19 protein-coding genes are annotated in these 18,828 nt (G+C 39.0%); 4 read left to right on the top strand and 15 right to left on the bottom strand.

Annotated elements, in window-relative coordinates; genetic code table 11:
* Window positions 1-2: 2 nt before the first annotated feature.
* A complete protein-coding gene (locus LCX93_RS03100; RefSeq protein ID WP_226068390.1) occupies window positions 3-239 on the bottom strand; it encodes a hypothetical protein in 237 nt (78 codons plus the stop codon).
* 64 nt (window positions 240-303) lie between these two features.
* Entirely contained in the window at window positions 304-978 is a 675-nt protein-coding gene (locus LCX93_RS03095) for a response regulator transcription factor (RefSeq protein WP_193151344.1), read from the bottom strand.
* A gap of 85 nt (window positions 979-1,063) precedes the next feature.
* Between LCX93_RS03095 and LCX93_RS03090 the strand changes: the two genes are divergently transcribed.
* Window positions 1,064-1,507, top strand: a complete 444-nt coding sequence (locus tag LCX93_RS03090; protein ID WP_226068388.1) for a hypothetical protein — start codon at window positions 1,064-1,066, stop codon at window positions 1,505-1,507.
* Here the strand turns inward: LCX93_RS03090 and LCX93_RS03085 are convergent.
* Window positions 1,504-2,310, bottom strand: coding sequence for a TIGR00282 family metallophosphoesterase (locus tag LCX93_RS03085; protein WP_226068386.1), 807 nt, complete (start codon window positions 2,308-2,310; stop codon window positions 1,504-1,506). The genes LCX93_RS03090 and LCX93_RS03085 overlap by 4 nt on opposite strands.
* Window positions 2,311-2,369: 59 nt before the next feature.
* Between LCX93_RS03085 and LCX93_RS03080 the strand changes: the two genes are divergently transcribed.
* Window positions 2,370-3,380: an amidoligase family protein gene (locus LCX93_RS03080; RefSeq protein WP_226068384.1), complete on the top strand. Its 1,011-nt coding sequence runs from the start codon at window positions 2,370-2,372 to the stop codon at window positions 3,378-3,380.
* Window positions 3,359-4,033, top strand: a complete 675-nt coding sequence (locus LCX93_RS03075; protein ID WP_226068382.1) for a gamma-glutamyl-gamma-aminobutyrate hydrolase family protein — start codon at window positions 3,359-3,361, stop codon at window positions 4,031-4,033. Before LCX93_RS03080 ends, LCX93_RS03075 begins: the two co-directional genes overlap by 22 nt.
* On the opposite strand, the gene LCX93_RS03070 is transcribed toward LCX93_RS03075, so the two are convergent.
* Genes LCX93_RS03070 through yajC form a run of 12 tightly spaced genes read right to left on the bottom strand, consistent with a single transcriptional unit; the run spans window position 4,026 to window position 17,504 of the window.
* Window positions 4,026-4,436, bottom strand: coding sequence for a YqaA family protein (locus LCX93_RS03070; protein WP_226068380.1), 411 nt, complete (start codon window positions 4,434-4,436; stop codon window positions 4,026-4,028). The two genes, LCX93_RS03075 and LCX93_RS03070, sit on opposite strands and share 8 nt — an antisense overlap.
* Window positions 4,437-7,430, bottom strand: a complete 2,994-nt coding sequence (gene mfd, locus LCX93_RS03065) for a transcription-repair coupling factor (protein WP_226068353.1) — start codon at window positions 7,428-7,430, stop codon at window positions 4,437-4,439.
* Window positions 7,430-7,801, bottom strand: coding sequence for a bactofilin family protein (locus LCX93_RS03060; RefSeq protein ID WP_193151337.1), 372 nt, complete (start codon window positions 7,799-7,801; stop codon window positions 7,430-7,432). Before LCX93_RS03060 ends, mfd begins: the two co-directional genes overlap by 1 nt.
* The gene (locus LCX93_RS03055; RefSeq protein ID WP_226068351.1) at window positions 7,702-8,661 is read right to left on the bottom strand and encodes a peptidoglycan DD-metalloendopeptidase family protein; all 960 of its coding nucleotides are present in this window, start codon (window positions 8,659-8,661) and stop codon (window positions 7,702-7,704) included. Before LCX93_RS03055 ends, LCX93_RS03060 begins: the two co-directional genes overlap by 100 nt.
* Complete coding sequence (locus tag LCX93_RS03050) at window positions 8,651-9,796, bottom strand: bifunctional folylpolyglutamate synthase/dihydrofolate synthase (protein ID WP_226068349.1); 1,146 nt, start codon at window positions 9,794-9,796, stop codon at window positions 8,651-8,653. The genes LCX93_RS03055 and LCX93_RS03050 overlap by 11 nt, the downstream gene beginning before the upstream one ends.
* A gap of 2 nt (window positions 9,797-9,798) precedes the next feature.
* The gene (locus LCX93_RS03045; RefSeq protein WP_226068347.1) at window positions 9,799-11,346 is read right to left on the bottom strand and encodes a GGDEF domain-containing protein; all 1,548 of its coding nucleotides are present in this window, start codon (window positions 11,344-11,346) and stop codon (window positions 9,799-9,801) included.
* Between the two features lie 16 nt (window positions 11,347-11,362).
* The gene (gene lptE, locus LCX93_RS03040) at window positions 11,363-11,881 is read right to left on the bottom strand and encodes an LPS assembly lipoprotein LptE (RefSeq protein ID WP_226068345.1); all 519 of its coding nucleotides are present in this window, start codon (window positions 11,879-11,881) and stop codon (window positions 11,363-11,365) included.
* Between the two features lie 3 nt (window positions 11,882-11,884).
* The gene (leuS, locus tag LCX93_RS03035) at window positions 11,885-14,356 is read right to left on the bottom strand and encodes a leucine--tRNA ligase (RefSeq protein ID WP_226068343.1); all 2,472 of its coding nucleotides are present in this window, start codon (window positions 14,354-14,356) and stop codon (window positions 11,885-11,887) included.
* A gap of 14 nt (window positions 14,357-14,370) precedes the next feature.
* Window positions 14,371-14,709 (bottom strand): DUF6394 family protein, encoded by a 339-nt coding sequence (locus LCX93_RS03030; RefSeq protein ID WP_151900907.1) that lies wholly within the window; start codon window positions 14,707-14,709, stop codon window positions 14,371-14,373.
* Complete coding sequence (secF, locus tag LCX93_RS03025; RefSeq protein WP_226068341.1) at window positions 14,709-15,680, bottom strand: protein translocase subunit SecF; 972 nt, start codon at window positions 15,678-15,680, stop codon at window positions 14,709-14,711. The genes LCX93_RS03030 and secF overlap by 1 nt, the downstream gene beginning before the upstream one ends.
* A 2-nt stretch (window positions 15,681-15,682) precedes the next feature.
* Complete coding sequence (gene secD, locus LCX93_RS03020; protein WP_226068339.1) at window positions 15,683-17,248, bottom strand: protein translocase subunit SecD; 1,566 nt, start codon at window positions 17,246-17,248, stop codon at window positions 15,683-15,685.
* The gene (yajC, locus tag LCX93_RS03015) at window positions 17,238-17,504 is read right to left on the bottom strand and encodes a preprotein translocase subunit YajC (RefSeq protein WP_193151330.1); all 267 of its coding nucleotides are present in this window, start codon (window positions 17,502-17,504) and stop codon (window positions 17,238-17,240) included. The genes secD and yajC overlap by 11 nt, the downstream gene beginning before the upstream one ends.
* An 84-nt stretch (window positions 17,505-17,588) precedes the next feature.
* Here yajC and LCX93_RS03010 point away from each other — a divergent pair, with 84 nt between their 5' ends.
* Window positions 17,589-18,797, top strand: a complete 1,209-nt coding sequence (locus LCX93_RS03010) for an apolipoprotein N-acyltransferase (protein ID WP_226068337.1) — start codon at window positions 17,589-17,591, stop codon at window positions 18,795-18,797.
* Window positions 18,798-18,828: the final 31 nt, after the last annotated feature.

The following is an 18,828-nucleotide window of genomic DNA, read 5'->3' as shown; positions in this document are numbered from 1 at the left end:
TTTTAACGAGACAAAGAGGAGTTGTTTGCCTCAAAAAATATTTCATTGCAGCACAAATCTTTTTGATGGCAATATTCCAATACCTCAACAAAAGGGGTAGAATTTCTTTTTTTGATTGTTGCAAATTTTGATTGGGAAATATTCAGTAGATTTGCCACATCTTTGTCATAGACTTTAGCCTTTGAACCATTTGCAATATGCTCTTTTAAAACTTCTATAATCGTTCGAAAATCTCTCATTCTTACTCCTAAGAGCAACAATATAACCAAGAAAAATCAAGAAAGCTAAAAATATGTCAATTTGTTAACATATTTTATACCCTACTCCGCGAACTGTTTGTATATAGTCTTTTGACTTGTCCGGGTCTATCTTCTCTTTGAGCCTGTTGATGGCAACATTGACAGTCTTGTACTGGTGGTTTTCACTGTCACCCCAAACATTTTCAAGCAGATAATCCCTGTCAAGTACACTGTTTTTATTTAAAATAAATTCACTTAAAAGATCAAATTCAAGCTTTGTCACATCAACAGGTCTTCCGTCTACATGTAATGTTCTGCTGCCTTTGTCAAGCAGTAAATCTCTAAAAAGCAATTTTGAATTATTGTATTTTTTTGAAGTTCTTTTTAAGACAGACCGGATGCGAAGGACCAGCTCTTTCATATTAAACGGTTTTGTGATGTAATCATCTCCGCCTCTTAAAAAGCCACTCTCAATATCTTCATCTCTGTCTTTTGCACTTAAAAATATAACGGGTATATCAAGCCCCTCATCACGCAGTTGGGCAACAAACTCACTTCCCTCAACACCGGGAAGGTTCCTGTCCATTATCAGTAAATCTATATCTTCTTCATCTAAAATCTGCACAACTGTTTTTGTATTTAAAAAGCCTATTGTCTCAAACCCCTCTTTTTCCAGGGTGTATTCCAACAGTTCAAGTAAATCTTCCTCATCTTCAACTATTACTATATTTGCACTCATAAACATGCCTTAATATTTTTTATAATTATATCAAAGATTCTATGGTATAATAAATCAATTGCGGAAATTTTGAAGAGGAAAAAAGATGTTTGTTTCATCATACAATACATATATACCCAACAAACACACATCAAAAATAGATAAAAATACGCAAAATGCAAGAGACAATTCCTCTCAAGAGAAAGTATTCTCAAAAAACCTTGAAAAAGTTGTTGCTTCTTCTGTAAAAATACCACTCAATTACATCTCAAACTATAAGTCATTACACAACCAGCAGTTACTGCAACAGCAAAATACATTCAAAAAAGAGTATGCCAAAACCAAATTTGAAAAAATAAACAAAATCAGCAGTGCCCAGAGTGCCTACAGTGAAAATTCTCACTACTTTTCTCTTTTGCAAAAACCGAAAACAGCATTAACACAAGAAGTCAAACAGCCTGAAAACATACAACAAAACACTCTTTTAAAGCAGAAATTTATCAATACCTATATTGCAAATGACAACTACTACAGAGTGACTGCCGCCTAATCCAGCCATGCCTCAGTTTTAATCACTCTGCTGTCATCAAAAATTTTCAGTTTGTATGCCTCACTGCATTTGCCGTCGTTGATTTGCATAACAGCCATCTGCAGAATTTTTTTACACTTTTTTGGAATATCAAAATGCCCTTTTAGGCCTGTCAAAAACTGTTTTATAGGAACATCTTTGTCCATGCCTATTATATTGTCACGACACCCTGTAAGGCCTATATCACTCATATATGCCGTACCATTTACAATTTGAAAATCATCAGTGCCTACATGGGTATGTGTCCCGATAATTCCGCTTACTTTTCCCTGAAGCATCATCATCATAGCACGTTTTTCACTTGTAGCCTCAGCATGAAAATCAACAAAAATATTTTTTATCTCCTGCGTGTGCAGTTCCTCAACCGTATTTTTTGCACAGCGAAAAGCATTGTCCGTATAGGGCATTGCATAATGCCCCATTAGATTCAGGACAGCAAGTTTTTCACCCTTGATATCATAAATACGCAGACCGGTTCCCGGTACTTCATCTGGATAATTATGGGGTCGCAGCAGTTCATGCGTATCCAAAAGAGGAATAATCTCTTTTTTATCCCAGGTATGATTGCCTCCGCTCATAACATCAATGCCGTATGAGAAGAGTTCATTTGCATTTTTGAGTGTCAATCCAAAACCATGAGAAGCATTTTCATAATTTGCAATGACAAAATCAATTTTGTGTTCTTCTTTTATTTTCTTCAGATAATCACGCAACATGACACGCCCGGGTTGCCCTAGTATATCGCCTATAAATGCTATTTTCAATGTATAATTCTTTTGTTAAATTTTCGAAATTATATCTAAATATAGAGTATAATTACAGTATGAATCTTTTTATGCAACCACCTGTGCTTCTTGCTTCTTCTCATGAACTTCGAAAAGTCGGCTTTGAACTTGAATACAGTGCCATAGAATTACAAAAAAGTGCAGAATTACTTATTAAAACTCTAAAATCCGGCAGTATGGAAAAAATAAATCCTTATCATTACAAAATCAGAGACACATACTATGGTGACTTTAATCTTGTGCTTGATTTTCAGTTTCTTATTTCTCAGGGATTGCAGAAATGGCTGCAGAACATAGGACTTGACCAGTTTATCGAAACAGAAATCGCACTGGCATTAGAAGAGTTCATAGCCACCCTTTCACAAACCATAGTGCCTTATGAAATTACAACACCGCCGCTTCCTTTGGATAAGGTTGAAATTGTAGAAGAGATAAAAGAAACTTTCCGGACCAACGGAGCACTTGGAACTGATGCCAATCCTCTTTATGCCTTTGGCTTTCATATCAATCCCCAAGCCTTCTCTTTTAAGGTAACAGAAATTATTGATACACTCAGGGCGTTTTTCATTCTTTATGAGACGCTTGTGCTATGGCTGCAACCTGATATTGTACGCAGAATCAGCCCCTATATCAAACCTTTTGAAGAGGAGTATATACAAAAAATACTCAAAGCCTCTTACCGACCCGATATGAACCGGTTTATCTGCGACTATCTGCAATACAACCCTACCCGCAATCGCGCGCTGGACCTCTTGCCTCTTCTTGCCTGGATAGATTCCAATCAGGTTTTCAAGACGCTTCCCGAGGAAAAAATTTCACCGCGTCCTGCCTATCATTATCGTCTTCCAAACTCCAAGGTTGACAAAAAGGAGTGGCATACATATGATGCCTGGAACAGCTGGGTCATCATTGAAAAACTCGCTCAAGACAAAGAGACACTTGCACAACTTGCCGATGAATACAGCAAATACCTCACTGACCCTTTTTCGTTTTTGAAAAAAGAAAAGTGGTTGCAGAAGGTCAATGTATGGCTGAAAAAACAAATATAATCATAACAGGCTCAAGTAAAGGAAGTCGCAGTGCCTGGATGACGAGTCATGCCTTACTCACACTTTTTGGCGTGAATGCAAAATTTTTACATCCTGGTAATTGGGATAAAAACACCCAAATGGATGGGCTTTTACTGACAGGAGGTGTGGATATTGATCCGCATACTTTTCATACATCCAAACACCCCAGTGTAAAAAAAACCGAACCGCTGCGTGATGCGATGGAACTCTTTTTACTTGAGCGCGCGCTCACACAAAACATTCCTGTTATGGGAATATGCAGAGGCATGCAGTTTATCAACCTCTTTACGGGCGGATCACTTCATCCGCATATACCGGAAATGGATTTGGAATTTAGACATCCGCATTCCCTGCTGCCGCAAAATACCATCAAACTAGAACCAAAAAGCCATCTGCATAAAATTCTCAAAGCCGAAAAATTAAAAGTCAATGCCCTGCATCATCAAACAGTGAGAAGACTCGGAAAAGGGCTGAAAGTTGCAGCAAAAGATACAAACGGCCTCATACAGGCCATTGAAACAGACAATGAAAACTTCATTCTGGGCCTGCAGTGGCATCCTGAGTTTATGCCCTATCACTGGAGTACTTACCGCATTTTTGAAGCTTTTTCCAAAGAGATAAAAATCAGATAAAAAAAAGTGCCAATAGAATATAACGAATACCTTTTGCAAACAAAACAAGCAAAAAAAATCTTTTAAAATTATAATGCAGGGCACCGGCTACAAAAGTAATAGGATCGCCGATAATCGGAGCCCAGGAGAGCAGCAGCACGATGGCGCCGTAACGGTCAAACATTGATTCGGCTTTTTTATATACTTTCATTTTTACATATTTTTTCTGTGCCAGATACTCAACCCCTTTTTTACCCAAAAAGTAGTTCAAACAGGAACCAAGGGTATTGCCGAGTGTAGCAACACCCAGCAGAGCATAAATATTGTAACCGGCTGCAATATCATAAACCAATACAGCTTCACTTACAATCGGCAATAGAGTCGCAGCGCCAAAAGCGCTTAAAAAAAGAGTAATATAGACCAATTAGAGCACTTTTGGTTTGCTGTTTCTTAAATAGTACAGTGTTGCTTTGATAATGTCATCATCATCTTTCGAATCTGATTTTATTGTCTCCTTAGACTCATTTAAATAGGTAAATGTAATATTTTGTCCATAGTTTGAAATCGTTTTGATTTTTTTCTCCAGGGACAAAAGTTTAATAACCATCAGTTCAAAAAACTGTTTTGTAGGAATATCCAACTCACCAAAACGGTCAATTACCTCTTCTTCTATCTCATAAATCTCCACAGCATTTTCACACTGTGAAAGTCTTCTGTAGATATCCAAACGCAATCTGTCTTCTTGCACAATTTCATCACTGATAAAAGCGGATATGCTCAGTTTCACATCTACCTTTGCCCGCTCTCCCTCGGCTGTATTGCTCAACTCTTTTATGGCATCTTCAAGCATTCGAAGATACAAAGAGTAGCCGATATTTTTAATATGTCCGCTTTGTGCATCCCCTACAAGATTTCCGCCGCCGCGAATTTCCAAATCATGATGTGCCAGCACAGAACCCGAACCTAAAAAGGAGTTTGATTCCAATGCCAAAAGACGTTTTTTTGCCTCGTCTGTCAAATTTTCTTTGTTTTGTACGATAAAGTAAGCAAAGCCTTCATTGTGACCACGCCCTACACGTCCTCGAAGCTGGTGCAAATCTGCTATACCAAACCTGTCTGCACCGTCCACAATGATGGTATTGACACGGGGCATGTGAATACCGCTCTCAATTATGGAAGTGGCTATCATAACATCATATTCGCCTGCTTCAAATTTCAGCAGCTCTTTTTCTGTTTCAACTGCGGATATTTTAGAATGTAGCATAAGTATTCTCAAGTCAGGCAAGAGTGCCTGCAGTTCCCCCATTTTTATCGGCATGTGATCAATTGAATTGTGCACATAAAAGACCTGACCGCCACGACGAAGTTCTCTCAAAATAACCTCTTTTATCAGCTTTTCATCATACTCTTTGACAAAAGTTCTGACCCCTTGGCGCTCACTCGGCGCTGTTAAAAGCTGGCTCATTGTTTTTATGGAACTGAGTGCCTGATTTAGTGAACGCGGAATAGGCGTTGCACTCATAGAGAGCAGATGCACATTATGATAGAGCTCTTTGATTTTCTCTTTTTGTTTCACACCAAACTTGTGCTCTTCATCTATAATCACCACGCCAAGCTTTTTAAATTCCAGTCCAAAAAGCGTATGTGTCCCGACAACACAGTCTATTTCGCCGCTTGCCAGCCCTTTAATAACTGCATTTTTCTCTCTTGTGGTGACAAATCGGTCAAGTTTTGCATAACGGATACCCAAATCTTTAAACCGCGCATCCAAAGAGCGCCAGTGCTGCGCTGAAAGCAGTGTAGTCGGCACAATAAATGCCGACTGATAGCCTGACTTGTAGGCTGCATAAATAGTGTTGAGTGCAATTTCTGTTTTGCCAAAACCGACATCTCCACTTAAAAGCCTGTCCATTATATGCCCTGAACTCATCTGTCCGAGTATCTCCTCAACAGCCTGAGTCTGATCATCTGTATACTCAAAACCTGAAAGTGCCTGAAACTGCTCTAACTCTTTTTTGTCCAAAGAAATTTTAGGTGCCTTAATGAGCGCTCTTGCTGCTGCCGTGTTAACAATCTGTCCTGCAATCTCAAGCAGTCTTTTTTTTACCTTTGCTTTGAGTTTGCCAAAGCTTCCTTTTCCAAGCCTGTCCAGCACAGGTGTCGCACCGCCTCCGGCAATATAGCGGTCAATATAGTCGAGGTTTTCTACAGGCAGCAGTATTTTATCATCACCGACATATTTGATGACGATAAAGTCTTTGACTCCGCCGAGTATTTCGGTTTTTTCGATTTTTTCAAAGATACCCACACCATAATCTTCATGAACAACATAATCACCTGCTTTTAAATCATCCAAAAGAATAGAGGTTTTTCTTCTGCGGCGTTTTTTATCGGCTTTGTTGAGTGATATAACCAGCTCATCAGGTGTAATAATATTTAATATATAAGGAGCCTCTACAATGGTCAACCCTGCTGTATCATAAATGCCCGTCTGTTTTATTGTTGCATTATTTGCAGCAATGAGCGTTACTTTTTTGTTTGGATGTACTTTTAAAAGCTGCGCAGCATTGACAACAACCAGCTCTTTGACGGCATCATTTTCTTCGAGTAGTTCCAAATCAAAAGCATCCCTTGGAAGCTGCGGATTGTTTATACCGTAGGCATCTTTGAGTATATTGTCCAGATTTCTGACAAGCTTGACATTTTTGCCTGCCAAAAAATTCTCTGCCAGTTCATCAAGATGCCAAAATCCCAAAGAGGCTACATCTTTGTTGAGTGCATCAAATTCACTCTTTTGTATTTTTTGATGCAATTCATTGTAGGATGCTTCATCCAGCGCATAAAAAGCACTTCGAATTTCTACACTTTCCAAATCATCGCCGAGGGTTCTTTGTGTTTCAAGGGCAAAGGATTTTATCTGTTCTATTTCATTGTCAAAGAGGGAAATTCTTATCGGATTTTCGGAAGAAGGCACAAAAATATCTATAATATCTCCACGATGGGAAATTTCACCTGCAACCTGTACCATGTCAACAAAAGTGTATCCCCAGTAGAGCATCTGCTCTTTAAACTCTTTGAGATTAATCTCTGAACCAAACTCAAGCCTCACCTCACCGAGGAGCTCTTTTTTTGGCAAGTGAAAGAGAAGTGTTTTTAAAGGAGATATTACAAGTGGTTTTTTTGTGCAAAAATAGTATTTTCTTAAGGCAAAGCAGAGTTCGTGCAACTCTTCTTTGTACGAACGCAAATCATCCCCGTAAGCTGGTCTGAAATCGGGAAAAACAACAACATCACGTCCAAAAAATTTTGCTACATTTTCAAGCTCATATGCTTCTTTTGCATCTTCGCATACCAAAACTTCAAGTGCATCTTTTTGTGCATTGTTTTTAAAATGATTAAATAAAATTGCCTGTGACATTACTTTCCTGTTTCTTTTACTATCGAGTTTCCCTGAAAAATACCTTTGGCCTCTATGACAAGTTCAAGCGAGGTGATTTCACCATTTACATGTCCGGCCGCTTTTATTTCAACACGGTCTGCATGTATACTCCCCTCAACCAGGCCTTGAACTACGAGACGCTTTGTTGTGATATCGCCTTTTACATGTCCGTTTTTACCGACATTCACCTCTTTGGAAGACTTTATAAACCCCTCTAACTCTCCATCTATATAAAGATTACATGTAAGTTCTATTTCGCCTTTGATTTTTGCTCCGGCTGTGACAATTGCTGTGTTTGCATCTGTTTTATCACTTTTATCCGTGAGGTTGCCATTATTAAAGATTGCCATGGTACCTTTTTCTCCTTTTTAAAAATTTCATTATAATTTTGCTGTGTCCATTTTATAAAATAATACGGATTTAATGCACGATGAATAAAGCGTATTTCATAATGTAAATGCGGTCCGTTACTGAGTCCGGAATTGCCCGTATAGGCAAGTAAATCACCTTTTTTTACAAATTGTCCTGACTTTACCACAATTTTGTTTAAATGTCCAAAATACGATTTGAAACCATACACATGTTCGAGTATGACAAGCTTTCCAAAACCGCTGCGCCTGTGCAACCCTGCCCACTCAACAATACCGTCAGCCGTTGCATACACAGGAGTATTGAATTTCGCTTTCATGTCAGAACCACGATGAAACTCTTTTTTATGCAGTGTCGGGTGTATTCTGTAGCCGAATTTGCTTGTAATTCCATGGTATTTTACAGGAGATCCGCTTGGGATGAGTTCCAGCAGCGTTGCTCTGTGCGATGAACTGAGCATTGTCATATTTACTCTTTCGGCCAAAGATTCATCCGCAAGAGGTTTGAGCCCTATGAGCGTTTCAATCTGAGACAAAGAATCTGAAAGTTCATCAAGCTCTTTTTCTTTTGCCAAAAGTGAATGTGTTGTACTCTTCATCTCTTTTTGCAAGGCTTGATTTTGACGCAACATCTCTTTATATGCCTGTGCCACTTCATTTTTTTTACTCTGCAGTTTATCCACACTGGCATTTAAATACAAAATAGTTCCTGAAGCAATCAGTACAATACTCAGTAAAAAAAGTCCGGCATACAAAAAAGCTTTTTTTATAAACTTGTGAACATTAAACTGCTTGACACCGTTGTCATCGTGAATAGTGACTGTAAAATGATTATCCACCATGCACCTTCAAAAATGTTTCCACAACACTGAAGGAGCCAAAAACAAGATAATTTTTATTTGCATCTATCCTTTGAAAGCTTGTGTGTTTAATCTGTAAATCCTCTATAGCCTTTTTGAGTTTCGTCGGCTCTTCTATTCTTTCGTCTTCTACTGCTATAATTTCCACATGTTCAATTATCGGCTGTAAAACAGTAAGTATTTCACTGTAGTTTTTATCTTTAAAACTATTATAAACCAATATATATTTATTCTCTTTTAAACTTTCATAAATTGAGCGAGCCGCCAGTGTGTTGTGTCCTACATCTATCAGTATGTTTGTCTCTAATTGAGAAAGTCTGCCAAATAGTTTTGCGTGCTTAAAATCTTCTGCTTCATACGAAATACCCAGACTCTTTAATGCCGCGACACTTAGCATTAAATTTTCTTTTAAATAGTATGCCAACTTATGATACCTGGCAATTTCTTCAATCTTTGCCTTGTCTTGTGCCTCTAAAAGTTCACTGTAATCTGCAACATGGATATTTTTTTCCTGTGCGATTTTTTTGGCAATCTGCATCACTTCTTTATGTGGCTGTTTGGACAAAATTACTTTTTTCTGCATGGCATTGAGTTTTGTCGTTGCTATAGACAAAATATCCGACCCCAAAAAAGCTTCATGATCAAAACCAACCGGTGTCACAAGTGTTAAAATATTTTCAAATACCGCTGTAGCATCATACTCTCCGCCAAGCCCTGCCTCAAGAACAATATAGTCACACTCCTGATACAAAAAAACTGCCAAAAGTGTTGTATATTCAAAGTAACTTAATGAATCTGCATCCTGGGGGTTCAACAATGATAAAAGCTTTTGATGTGCTTCGTTTAAGCGTGTATCACTGACATTTTCTCCGTTGAACCAAATGCGTTCATTGAAAGTCAGTATATGCGGAGAGGTATAATGCCCCGTAGAAAACCCCAAAGAGTACAAAGCTGACGCCAAAAAACGTCCTGTTGTCCCTTTTCCGTTTGTTCCCACAAGATGAATAATTTTTGGAATTTTCAATGAAGCTTTGATTTTTGCATATACTCTGGGCATACGGGTGTAGTCTATGGTGTCATAATACAATGGTTTGCTGTTAAGAAATTCCTGTAACACGTTTATTTTTTATACTCCACTCTGTTTCTTCCCTCTTTTTTGGCTTTATACAGATACTCATCGGCAGAATTTATCGTCGCGTCAAGTGAAATATGATCATTTCGTTGCGCAACACCGGCACTCACAGTCACTTTAATACGCTTGCCTTTATATACAAAACGAGTCTTTTCGACATGTTTTCTCACCTTTTGGGCAAAAATCACACCACCTTCCAAATCTGTCTCACTTAAAAGTGCCAAAAATTCTTCGCCTCCAAAACGCCCGACTATATCTACTGTTCTGCTCTCTTTTTTGAGTATTTTGGCAAATGCCATCAAAACCGCATCCCCGGCTTCATGTCCGTAGGTATCATTTACTTTTTTGAAAAAGTCTATATCAAACATAACAATGACAAAATTGTGACCATAACGTTTGTATTCTGCCTCTTTCATCGTTAAAAACTCATCAAGCGCGCGCTTGTTATACAGCTTCGTTAAAAAATCTTCCTTTGATTCCTGCTTGGCTTCTTCAAGCTCTTTTTCAAGTGTACGGACTTTTTTGCTCAAAGCTTTGATTTCCTCACTGTGTCCCTGCAAATCTTTACTTAAAAGATGTGTATTTTTCTCTAAGGCAACGGCAATTGTAAAAAGTTTTTTATGTGCAAGTGCAAAATTTACAGTTGATTCTTCCGTATAAGATTCCAGCTCAAGTTTTATTTTTTGTATTTCGGCATTTGAGTTGTCAGAACTCTCTATCATGTCTATAAGGCGCAGTGAAAGTTTATCAAGAACACCGTCAATAGACTCTACCATCTCTTTGACAGTTGCTTTGTCAAGTGCTATACGCAAAGATATGGCTGACCTGATTTCATTTTCAACACTTTCATGTTCAAGCAGTTCAGGATTTTTCTGAATTTTTTCACTCAAAGTTGCAATTGTATCATTGACACTTGATGCAATTGAAGGGACAAAAGAAGCTATCAAAAGTTTTGATATTTTTTCTAGATTCACACTTTGGTTTTCTTGTGTACTGACACATTCCAAATGTAAATTTTCAATAGTTTTTTGTAAGTTCCGCGTATCTACATCACCGTACTCTTTCAATTTTTGTAAAAAAGCATCATCATAAGTAGTTAAAAAATTGACCCATCGTTGTCGAAACTGGTCCAGCTGTTCAGGCTGGGCACCATGTTCTATAAGTTCCAGGTTTTTTTGGGCAAGCTCACTCGCTTCTTTGTTGTGCAGTACAGTAATAACCTGCAGAATTCTTTTTGTCAGTAATGTTTGGGATTCAAGCAGATTTGAACACTGTGTAGGGTTGGTTCTGTTGAGTTTTGAAATGAGCAAACGCACAAACTCATGCATCGTTTTTATGTTGTATTTTTTGAGCTCTTTTTGTAAATCTTTGTTGAGCATGGCATTGAATTTGTCAATATGCTGACAATCTTCAACCTGCATATTTGCTTTTTGCGCCTCTTTGCAAAATGCTTCTGCATAAAAGTCAGGAGTCAGCAGTTTTCCTTCGAGTTTTAATCTTTTGACAGCTTTGCTTATGATTGTTTGTATAGTCATGTGATCTTCTCCTGATTTATAGTTGTGATCCTTCTGCTGAGACCTGTGCAACAAAAGATGCTATAGCTTTTATAGCACTGAATTTTATCGCATCAAATCGTTCCTGATCAGTTATAACAGCATTTGGCACAACCGAAAAATCATAGGTACCTCTTGCCGTATACGTTTTTTTAATATTTTTTGATTCTCTTGCAATCTTCAAAACAATTTTTGCCCGATATGCAATAATATACCCTTGTGCATTATACTGAATTGGCGAATAACTCGGCGGTGTCAAAGAAAAATTCAGCGTTGTGTCGGCATGGGATTTGTCTGTTAAAGAGGCATGAAAAATTTCCACAATAGCACTGTCTACCGCATCTTTTATTAAAACGGTATTTTGAGGATCCAGAGCTGAAATGACAACATGTGTATGTATTTTTGAACCGATAACACTTCTGGCATACTTTGAACTTGGTTTATAGCCACATCCACTTGCAAGAAGCAGAGATACTATGAAAGTAACTAACTTCAAAAAGTGCGGATGTTTTTTCATTTTTTAGCCTTTGACTACAATATTGACAAGTTTTTTGGGAACAAAAATCTCTTTTACGATCTCTTTGCCTTCAAGCCACTTGGCAACGCTTTCTTTTGCTGTGGCAATAATTGTCTCTTTGTCCGCATCAGCGGCAACTTCAATTTCGCCTCTTTTTTTCCCGTTAACCGAAACACCCAAAGAGATGCTCTCTTCTACAAAAACTTCTTCTAGAATTTCTTGCGGTGCTAAGTTTTTCAAGTCAAAATATTTTTCACTGATTTCATGGCAGGCATGAGGAATAACCGGCTCCATTACAGAAGTGAGTATCCAGTATCCTTCCGTCCATACATCTGTATTTTTTTGTGCATTGAGTGCGTTCATCGCTTCCATGACACCGGCAATCATCGTATTGAATGTATATCTTTCATTGTAAACATCTTCGGCACGTTTGAGTGCTTCATAGACTTTTTTACGGGCAAACTTCTCTTCTTTGCTTAAAGTTGCATGATTGATTTTCGGCTTCTCGTTACATGTAAAGACATTTACACTTCGCTCATAAAATCTTTTGATAAATCTGTAGGCACCCTCGACAGCACTGTCATTCCATTCAAGTTCCTGTGTCGGCGGTGCGGCAAAAAGTATAAACAGACGTGCCGTATCTGCACCGTACTTCTCGATGATGGCATCAGGGTCAACCGTATTGCCCTTTGATTTACTCATTTTGGCTCCGTCTTTGAGTACCATTCCCTGAGTTAAAAGTCTCTCAAACGGTTCATCCAGATCAATATAACCCAAATCACGGAAGACTTTTGTAAAAAAACGCGCATATAAAAGGTGCAAAATCGCATGTTCTATTCCACCAATGTAATGATCAACACCTTCGTGCCCTTTTTGGTGCATCCAGTATTTTATCTGCTCAGGTGAAAATGCCTCTTTTTCCCAGTTTGCAGGCGATGCACAAAAACGCAGAAAATACCAGGAAGATTCTACAAAAGTATCCATCGTATCTGTTTCACGAACAGCATCTTTGCCACACTCCGGACATTTGCAGTGTTTCCATGTGGGATGCTTTTCCAAAGGATTTCCCTCCCCTGTAATCTCTACATCATCCGGCAGAGCCACAGGAAGGTTCTCTTTTTTCTCCATCACCAGCCCACATGAATCACAATGTATAAAAGGAATAGGTGCACCCCAGTATCTTTGACGGCTCACACCCCAGTCCTTGAGTTTATAGTTTGTCGTCTTTTTACCCAAACCCTTTTGGTCAAACATTGCTATGATTTTTGCTTGAGCCTCTTGAGAGTTCATTCCTGTAAATTCACCGGAATTTATAAGCTCACCGACTTCTGTAAAAGCAGATTTTGAAAAGTCATGTTCTGCTTCAAAAGGCTTGATAACCGGTTTTACAGGCAGGTCATACTTTTTGGCAAAGTCATAATCTCTCTCATCATGTGCAGGCACCGCCATAACCGCTCCACTTCCATAATCCATCAACACAAAATTTGCCACCCAGACAGGAATTTTTTCTCCTGTAAGCGGATGCGTTACATGTAAACCAAGCGCAACACCTGATTTTTCTTTTTGCCTCTCAATGGAAGAGGTGTTTTTCATAGTCTCAATTTTTTCGACAACATCCGCATCAAGCAGTCTGTTCTCAATCATATACGAAACTATTTCATGCTCAGGGGCCAAAGCCGTATAGCTCACACCGTAAATCGTATCAGGTCTTGTTGTAAAGACATCAAAACTTTTAAATTTATGAGAGAGCTTTGCATCACTCTCTTCATCAAAATACAAATCAAAAGCAAGTCCGTTTGATTTTCCTATCCAGTTTTCCTGCATAGTCAAAACCTGTTTCGGCCAGCCGCCTTCAAGCTTTTTCAAATCATTTAAAAGTTCGTCTGCATAGGCTGTAATTTTAAAATAGTACTGATTCATCTCTTTTTTGACAATCGGTGTGTCGCATCGCCAACAACAGCCATCCACCACCTGTTCATTTGCCAAAACAGTCTGATCATGCGGACACCAGTTGAGCATCCCTTTTTCACGATACAGCAAGCCTTTGTTGTACATATCTATAATAAAGCCCTGCTCAAATTTTGTATAAAGCTCATCACTTGTGGCAAATTCGCGTTTTCGTGAAAAAGAAAAACCAAGAGAATAAAACTCGTTTTTCATATAGTCAATGTTGTCATAAGTCCAGCTTTTAGGGTGCGAACCGTTTTTGATAGCAGCATTTTCAGCCGGCATTCCGAAGCTGTCAAAACCTATGGGATGGAGTACATTTTTGCCCTGCTGTCTGTGGTAGCGTGCAAAAGCATCACTGATAGAGTAGTTTCTCACATGTCCCATATGCAGGCGTCCGCTAGGAAACGGAAACATCGAAAGAATATATTTTTTCTCTTTGGTAAAATCTTCACTCGGCTCAAAACTTTCGTTTTGCTTCCAGTATTCTTGCCATTTTTTTTCTATATTTTTTGCGTTATATTCCAATTTTATTCTTCCTGTTAGTATTCTTCGTGTGTTTTACTGCTCTCAATGTAGACAAGTCCCATTGAAAACACATTGGCAATCAATGCACCGATTGCCAAAGCGATTGCCCAGGAGTCATTCTGTACAATAACCAAAAAGACAAATGCCGGAATCAGGTGCAGGTCTGCCACCAAAGAAGATGCCAAAAGCTCAGCGGAAAGCAGATTACGCACACCAATTTTTAAAATTGTTGAAATCAGATTCACACTTGCGGCTATAAACAATGAAATAGCCGTATTTTCATACAAAAATCCCGCTATGGATGTTAGACTCATCAATGAAAAAAATACGTAAACGACTTTACCCCAATCCATTACATCACTCCTGATTCAAACTGTTCGCGCATTCTGTTTTTCTCTGCTTCTCTTTTTGCCTTCTCAGCCAGTTTTGCATGATAGTTTTTCACATCAAAACCAAAAAGGATCAACAACGGTGAAGCAACAAAAATTGACGAATATGTTCCTACAATTATACCTACCAAAAGTGTAAATGCAAATGCATGAATAATCTCTCCGCCAAACATAAAGAGCGTAAATACCACAAAAAAGGTCGTTAAAGAGGTCAGTGTCGTACGTGCAAGCGTTTTTGTAATAGACTCATTGATAATCTCCGTCAAACTCGCTTTTTTGGATTTTGTAATCCCTTCGCGAATACGGTCAAAGACAATAATCGTATCGTTAAGCGAATACCCCAAAAGTGTCAGTATGGCGGCAAGTACATCAAGATTGACATCAATCTGAAAAAGAGCCACCGCACCCATTGCAATGGAGACATCATGCACTAACGCGGCTATGGAAGCAACGGCAAATCGCCACTCAAATCGAAATGCCACATAAACAAGAATCGCGGCTATAGAGAGAAAAAGTGCCATAAGGCCTTTTTCTTTTAACTCCGAACCTACTTTTGGACCTACAATATCAACACGACGAATCGTAAAATTGCCTGTGCCCTGCAGTGCTGCTCTGGCAACATCACCGATGTCTTTTGCTACACTCGCACTCGATGTTTTCATACGAATGACAACTTCATCCGGAGAACCGAACTCACTGATGGAAGCACCGTCAAAAAGTTTGTCTGCCTGCAGCTTTTCCCGCATTGCTTTGATAGGGGCTTTTGTGTCATACTTTACCTGAACAATCGTTCCTCCGGCAAAGTCAATCCCGTAATTGAGTCCTTTTGTCGCCAAGATCGCATACGAAGCCAAGATAAGAATTATTGAAACTGCCATTGCAATTTTTGATTTGCCCATAAAATCAATGGGCTGTTTATACTTAAAAAATTCCATGATTATCCTTTAATCCCAAACCAGAAACGGTAATTTTTGCTTTTGCCCATTTTAGGTTCAAGCATCTGATAAATTCCGTGCGTTCCGAGAATTGCCGTGAGCATAGATGCCAAAATACCGATACTCATAGTAATGGCAAATCCTTTAATCGCTCCCGTTCCATAGACATACAGCACAACAGAAGCAATCAACGTCGTGATATTTGCATCCAAAATTGCCGTCATTGCGTTTGCGTAGCCTTCTTCTATGGCCTTGTGCATAGATTTTCCCTCATAAATGAGTTCACGGATTCTTTCGGTAATAATAACATTCGCATCCACCGCCATACCGACCGTCAGGACAATACCTGCCATACCCGGCAGCGTCAATGTCGCACCAAAAAGACTCATAACCGCCAAAAGAATCAGCAGGTTGGCAATCAGAGCAATATTTGCAATCACCCCTGCCATACGATAATAAACCATCATAAAAACAATAACAAGAATAAAACCGCCTATAAGCGCTATCATAGAGGCCTTAATACTGTCAGCACCCAGACTTGGACCGACTGAACGTTTTTCCATCATATAGATAGGAGCAAGCAAGGCACCCGAACGCAAGGCAATCGCCAAATCTTTTGCCTCAAGCACTGTATAGTTTCCGGAAATCTGTCCGCTGCCTCCGCCGATGCGTTCATTGATATTTGGTGCAGAGTAGACTTTTCCGTCCAGTACAACTGCCAGACGCTTGCCTACATTTTTACCGGTAAAATCACCGAAAATATCGGCACCTTCGGCATTAAGTTTAAAATTAATCACCGGACGGTTGTTTTGGTCAAAACCGACATTGGCACCGGTAAGCATTCCCCCGTCTAAAATAGGAATTTCATGCACAAGATATTTGATTTTAGGATTTTTCACATCTTCTAAAATCACATCTCCGTATGCCGCGGCATCGGCATCGCTCATATTGTAAACCCGTGCATTTCTGGCCTCATCTACTGCCATCATTTCAAGTTTGGCCGCACGAGAAATCAGCTCACGTGCACGCTGTTCTTCCTGTGGCGTTTTAATCCCCGCAAGTTCTACAAGGATCTTGTCTTTTCCCTGACGGGCGACAACAGGCTCAGAGAGTCCAAACTGGTCCAGCCTGTTTCTGATTGTTTCTATTGCCTGAGAAACTGCCTGCTGTTTTGTTTTTTCAATTTCTTTAGGGGTCAAACTGATTGTAACAATTGAACCGTTGTGGAGTACCTGCACCCCTTCAAGTTTTGACAAAAATGTATCAAAGTTTTTAATTTCATCAGAATCCAAAACTTCAAACTTGACACTTTTGTCATCAAAAGTCAGTCCGTCTATTAAAATATCGTTACGCTCCGCAAAGTGTTTGATACTTGCCGCTATTGATTTTATACGTGATTTTGTCGCTTCCTCGGTTTTTACACCGAGCAGCATATGCAGACCACCCTGTAAATCAAGGCCTAAGGTTATTTTTTTGCCGCTTTGGGTCTGTAAAAGTGATGGGAGAGAAAATACAATTCCAAACACTATTGCCAGAGCAAAGATGACTATGCGATAATTAAGCTTCATCCTCGAACTTCTTTGCAATGGAATCTTTTGTAATTTTTACGAGTGTATCATCATTGAGTTTTACAGTCAGAAAGTTATCTTCAACTTTATGCACAACAACGATAAAACCGCCGTTAGTGATGACTTTGTCACCTTTTTTAAGAGATTCAATCATCTCTTTTTTAGCTTTGGCCTCTTTTTGCTGTGGGCGAATAATTACGAAATACATAATTGCAATTAAAAATACAAACGGTAGTAGTTGGGAGATAATTTCCATATCTTGTGCTTCCTTGTCTTATAAAATTGCAGCGATTATACAAGAAATATACTAATAAGCTCTTAAATTCAGTACAATTTCAAAATGAATTCATTAACAAAAAATATTTTACTCGCAATTATTACGGCTGCACTTTTCAGTGCTTTTATCTATTTGGAATATTTTGGCATTGAAAATAAATTTCTCAATACCCTTTTTGGACTTGGCGCCATTGCACTGCTTTTAAGTATTCCTAAAAAAACGGTTCTTTTTAGCGGGTTTTTTATAGGACTCTTTTGGTTTTACTGGATTGGCTTTAGTTTTAAATATCAGGGTGTCGGTTATATGGAGCCTTTTGTTACTCTCGGCTTCGGCATTCTCTACCTTCTCTTTTTTGCACCCCTCGCCTTTACAGACAAACCCTATATACGGGCCCTACTGCTTTTTGGGCTCAGCTTTTTTGAACCGCTTGGCTGGAACTGGATGAAAATTGAGCTCTTGTTTGTCAACAGTTATATAGGTGTTTACAAGTATCAGTTGGCAGCCGTTTTGCTTGCCCTCTCCCTGCCCTGGCTGATAAAAAACAAAAAATACAGATACCTGCCGCTTCTGCTTCTCGTTTTTGCCTATAATTACGGCTACCCGCAACAACAGGACGCACCCCTGAAGATAAAGCTGGTACAAACAGAAATTCCCCAAAGTGTCAAATGGGAGAGAAGCAGCCTCTACCCTACCGTTTCCATGATTTTTGAAAAAATTCATCAGGCGCAGGCAGAAGGCTATGATGTTGTCATCTTCCCGGAATCTGTCTTTCCTCTTTTTATGAATGAAATGCCGAAACTGATACAGGAACTTCGCAAAGCTTCTGAAAAAATCACGGTCATAGCCGGTGCACTGATGCGTGAAAACAATCGCAACTACAATGTCACCTATATGTTTGACAAAGGAAAATACAGCCTTGCCAAAAAACTCATTCTGGTTCCTTTTGGCGAGTATATTCCTCTGCCAAAATTTGCACAAAAGTTCATCAACGATACTTTTTTTCAAGGATCAAGTGATTTTGTCACGGCAAAAAAACCGACAGACTTTGTCATAAAAGGTATCAGATTCAGAAATGCCATCTGTTATGAGGCTACATGTAAAGAGCTCTATCAAGGTGATGTAAAGTATATGATTGCCATAAGCAACAATGCATGGTTTACCCCTTCTGTTGAGCCGACACTGCAGAAGTTGCTTTTAGAGTACTATGCCCGAAAAAACGGTGTGACAATTTACCACGCAGCCAACATGAGTGGCACAGGTGTAATCAAATAGTAATAATTTCTTTGCTATAATAAAGAAAAAA

Origin of the sequence: Sulfurimonas sp. SWIR-19 (assembly GCF_020410885.1) — a bacterium.
GTDB lineage: Bacteria > Campylobacterota > Campylobacteria > Campylobacterales > Sulfurimonadaceae > Sulfurimonas > Sulfurimonas sediminis.
This window is presented reverse-complemented; position numbering and strand designations above follow the sequence as displayed.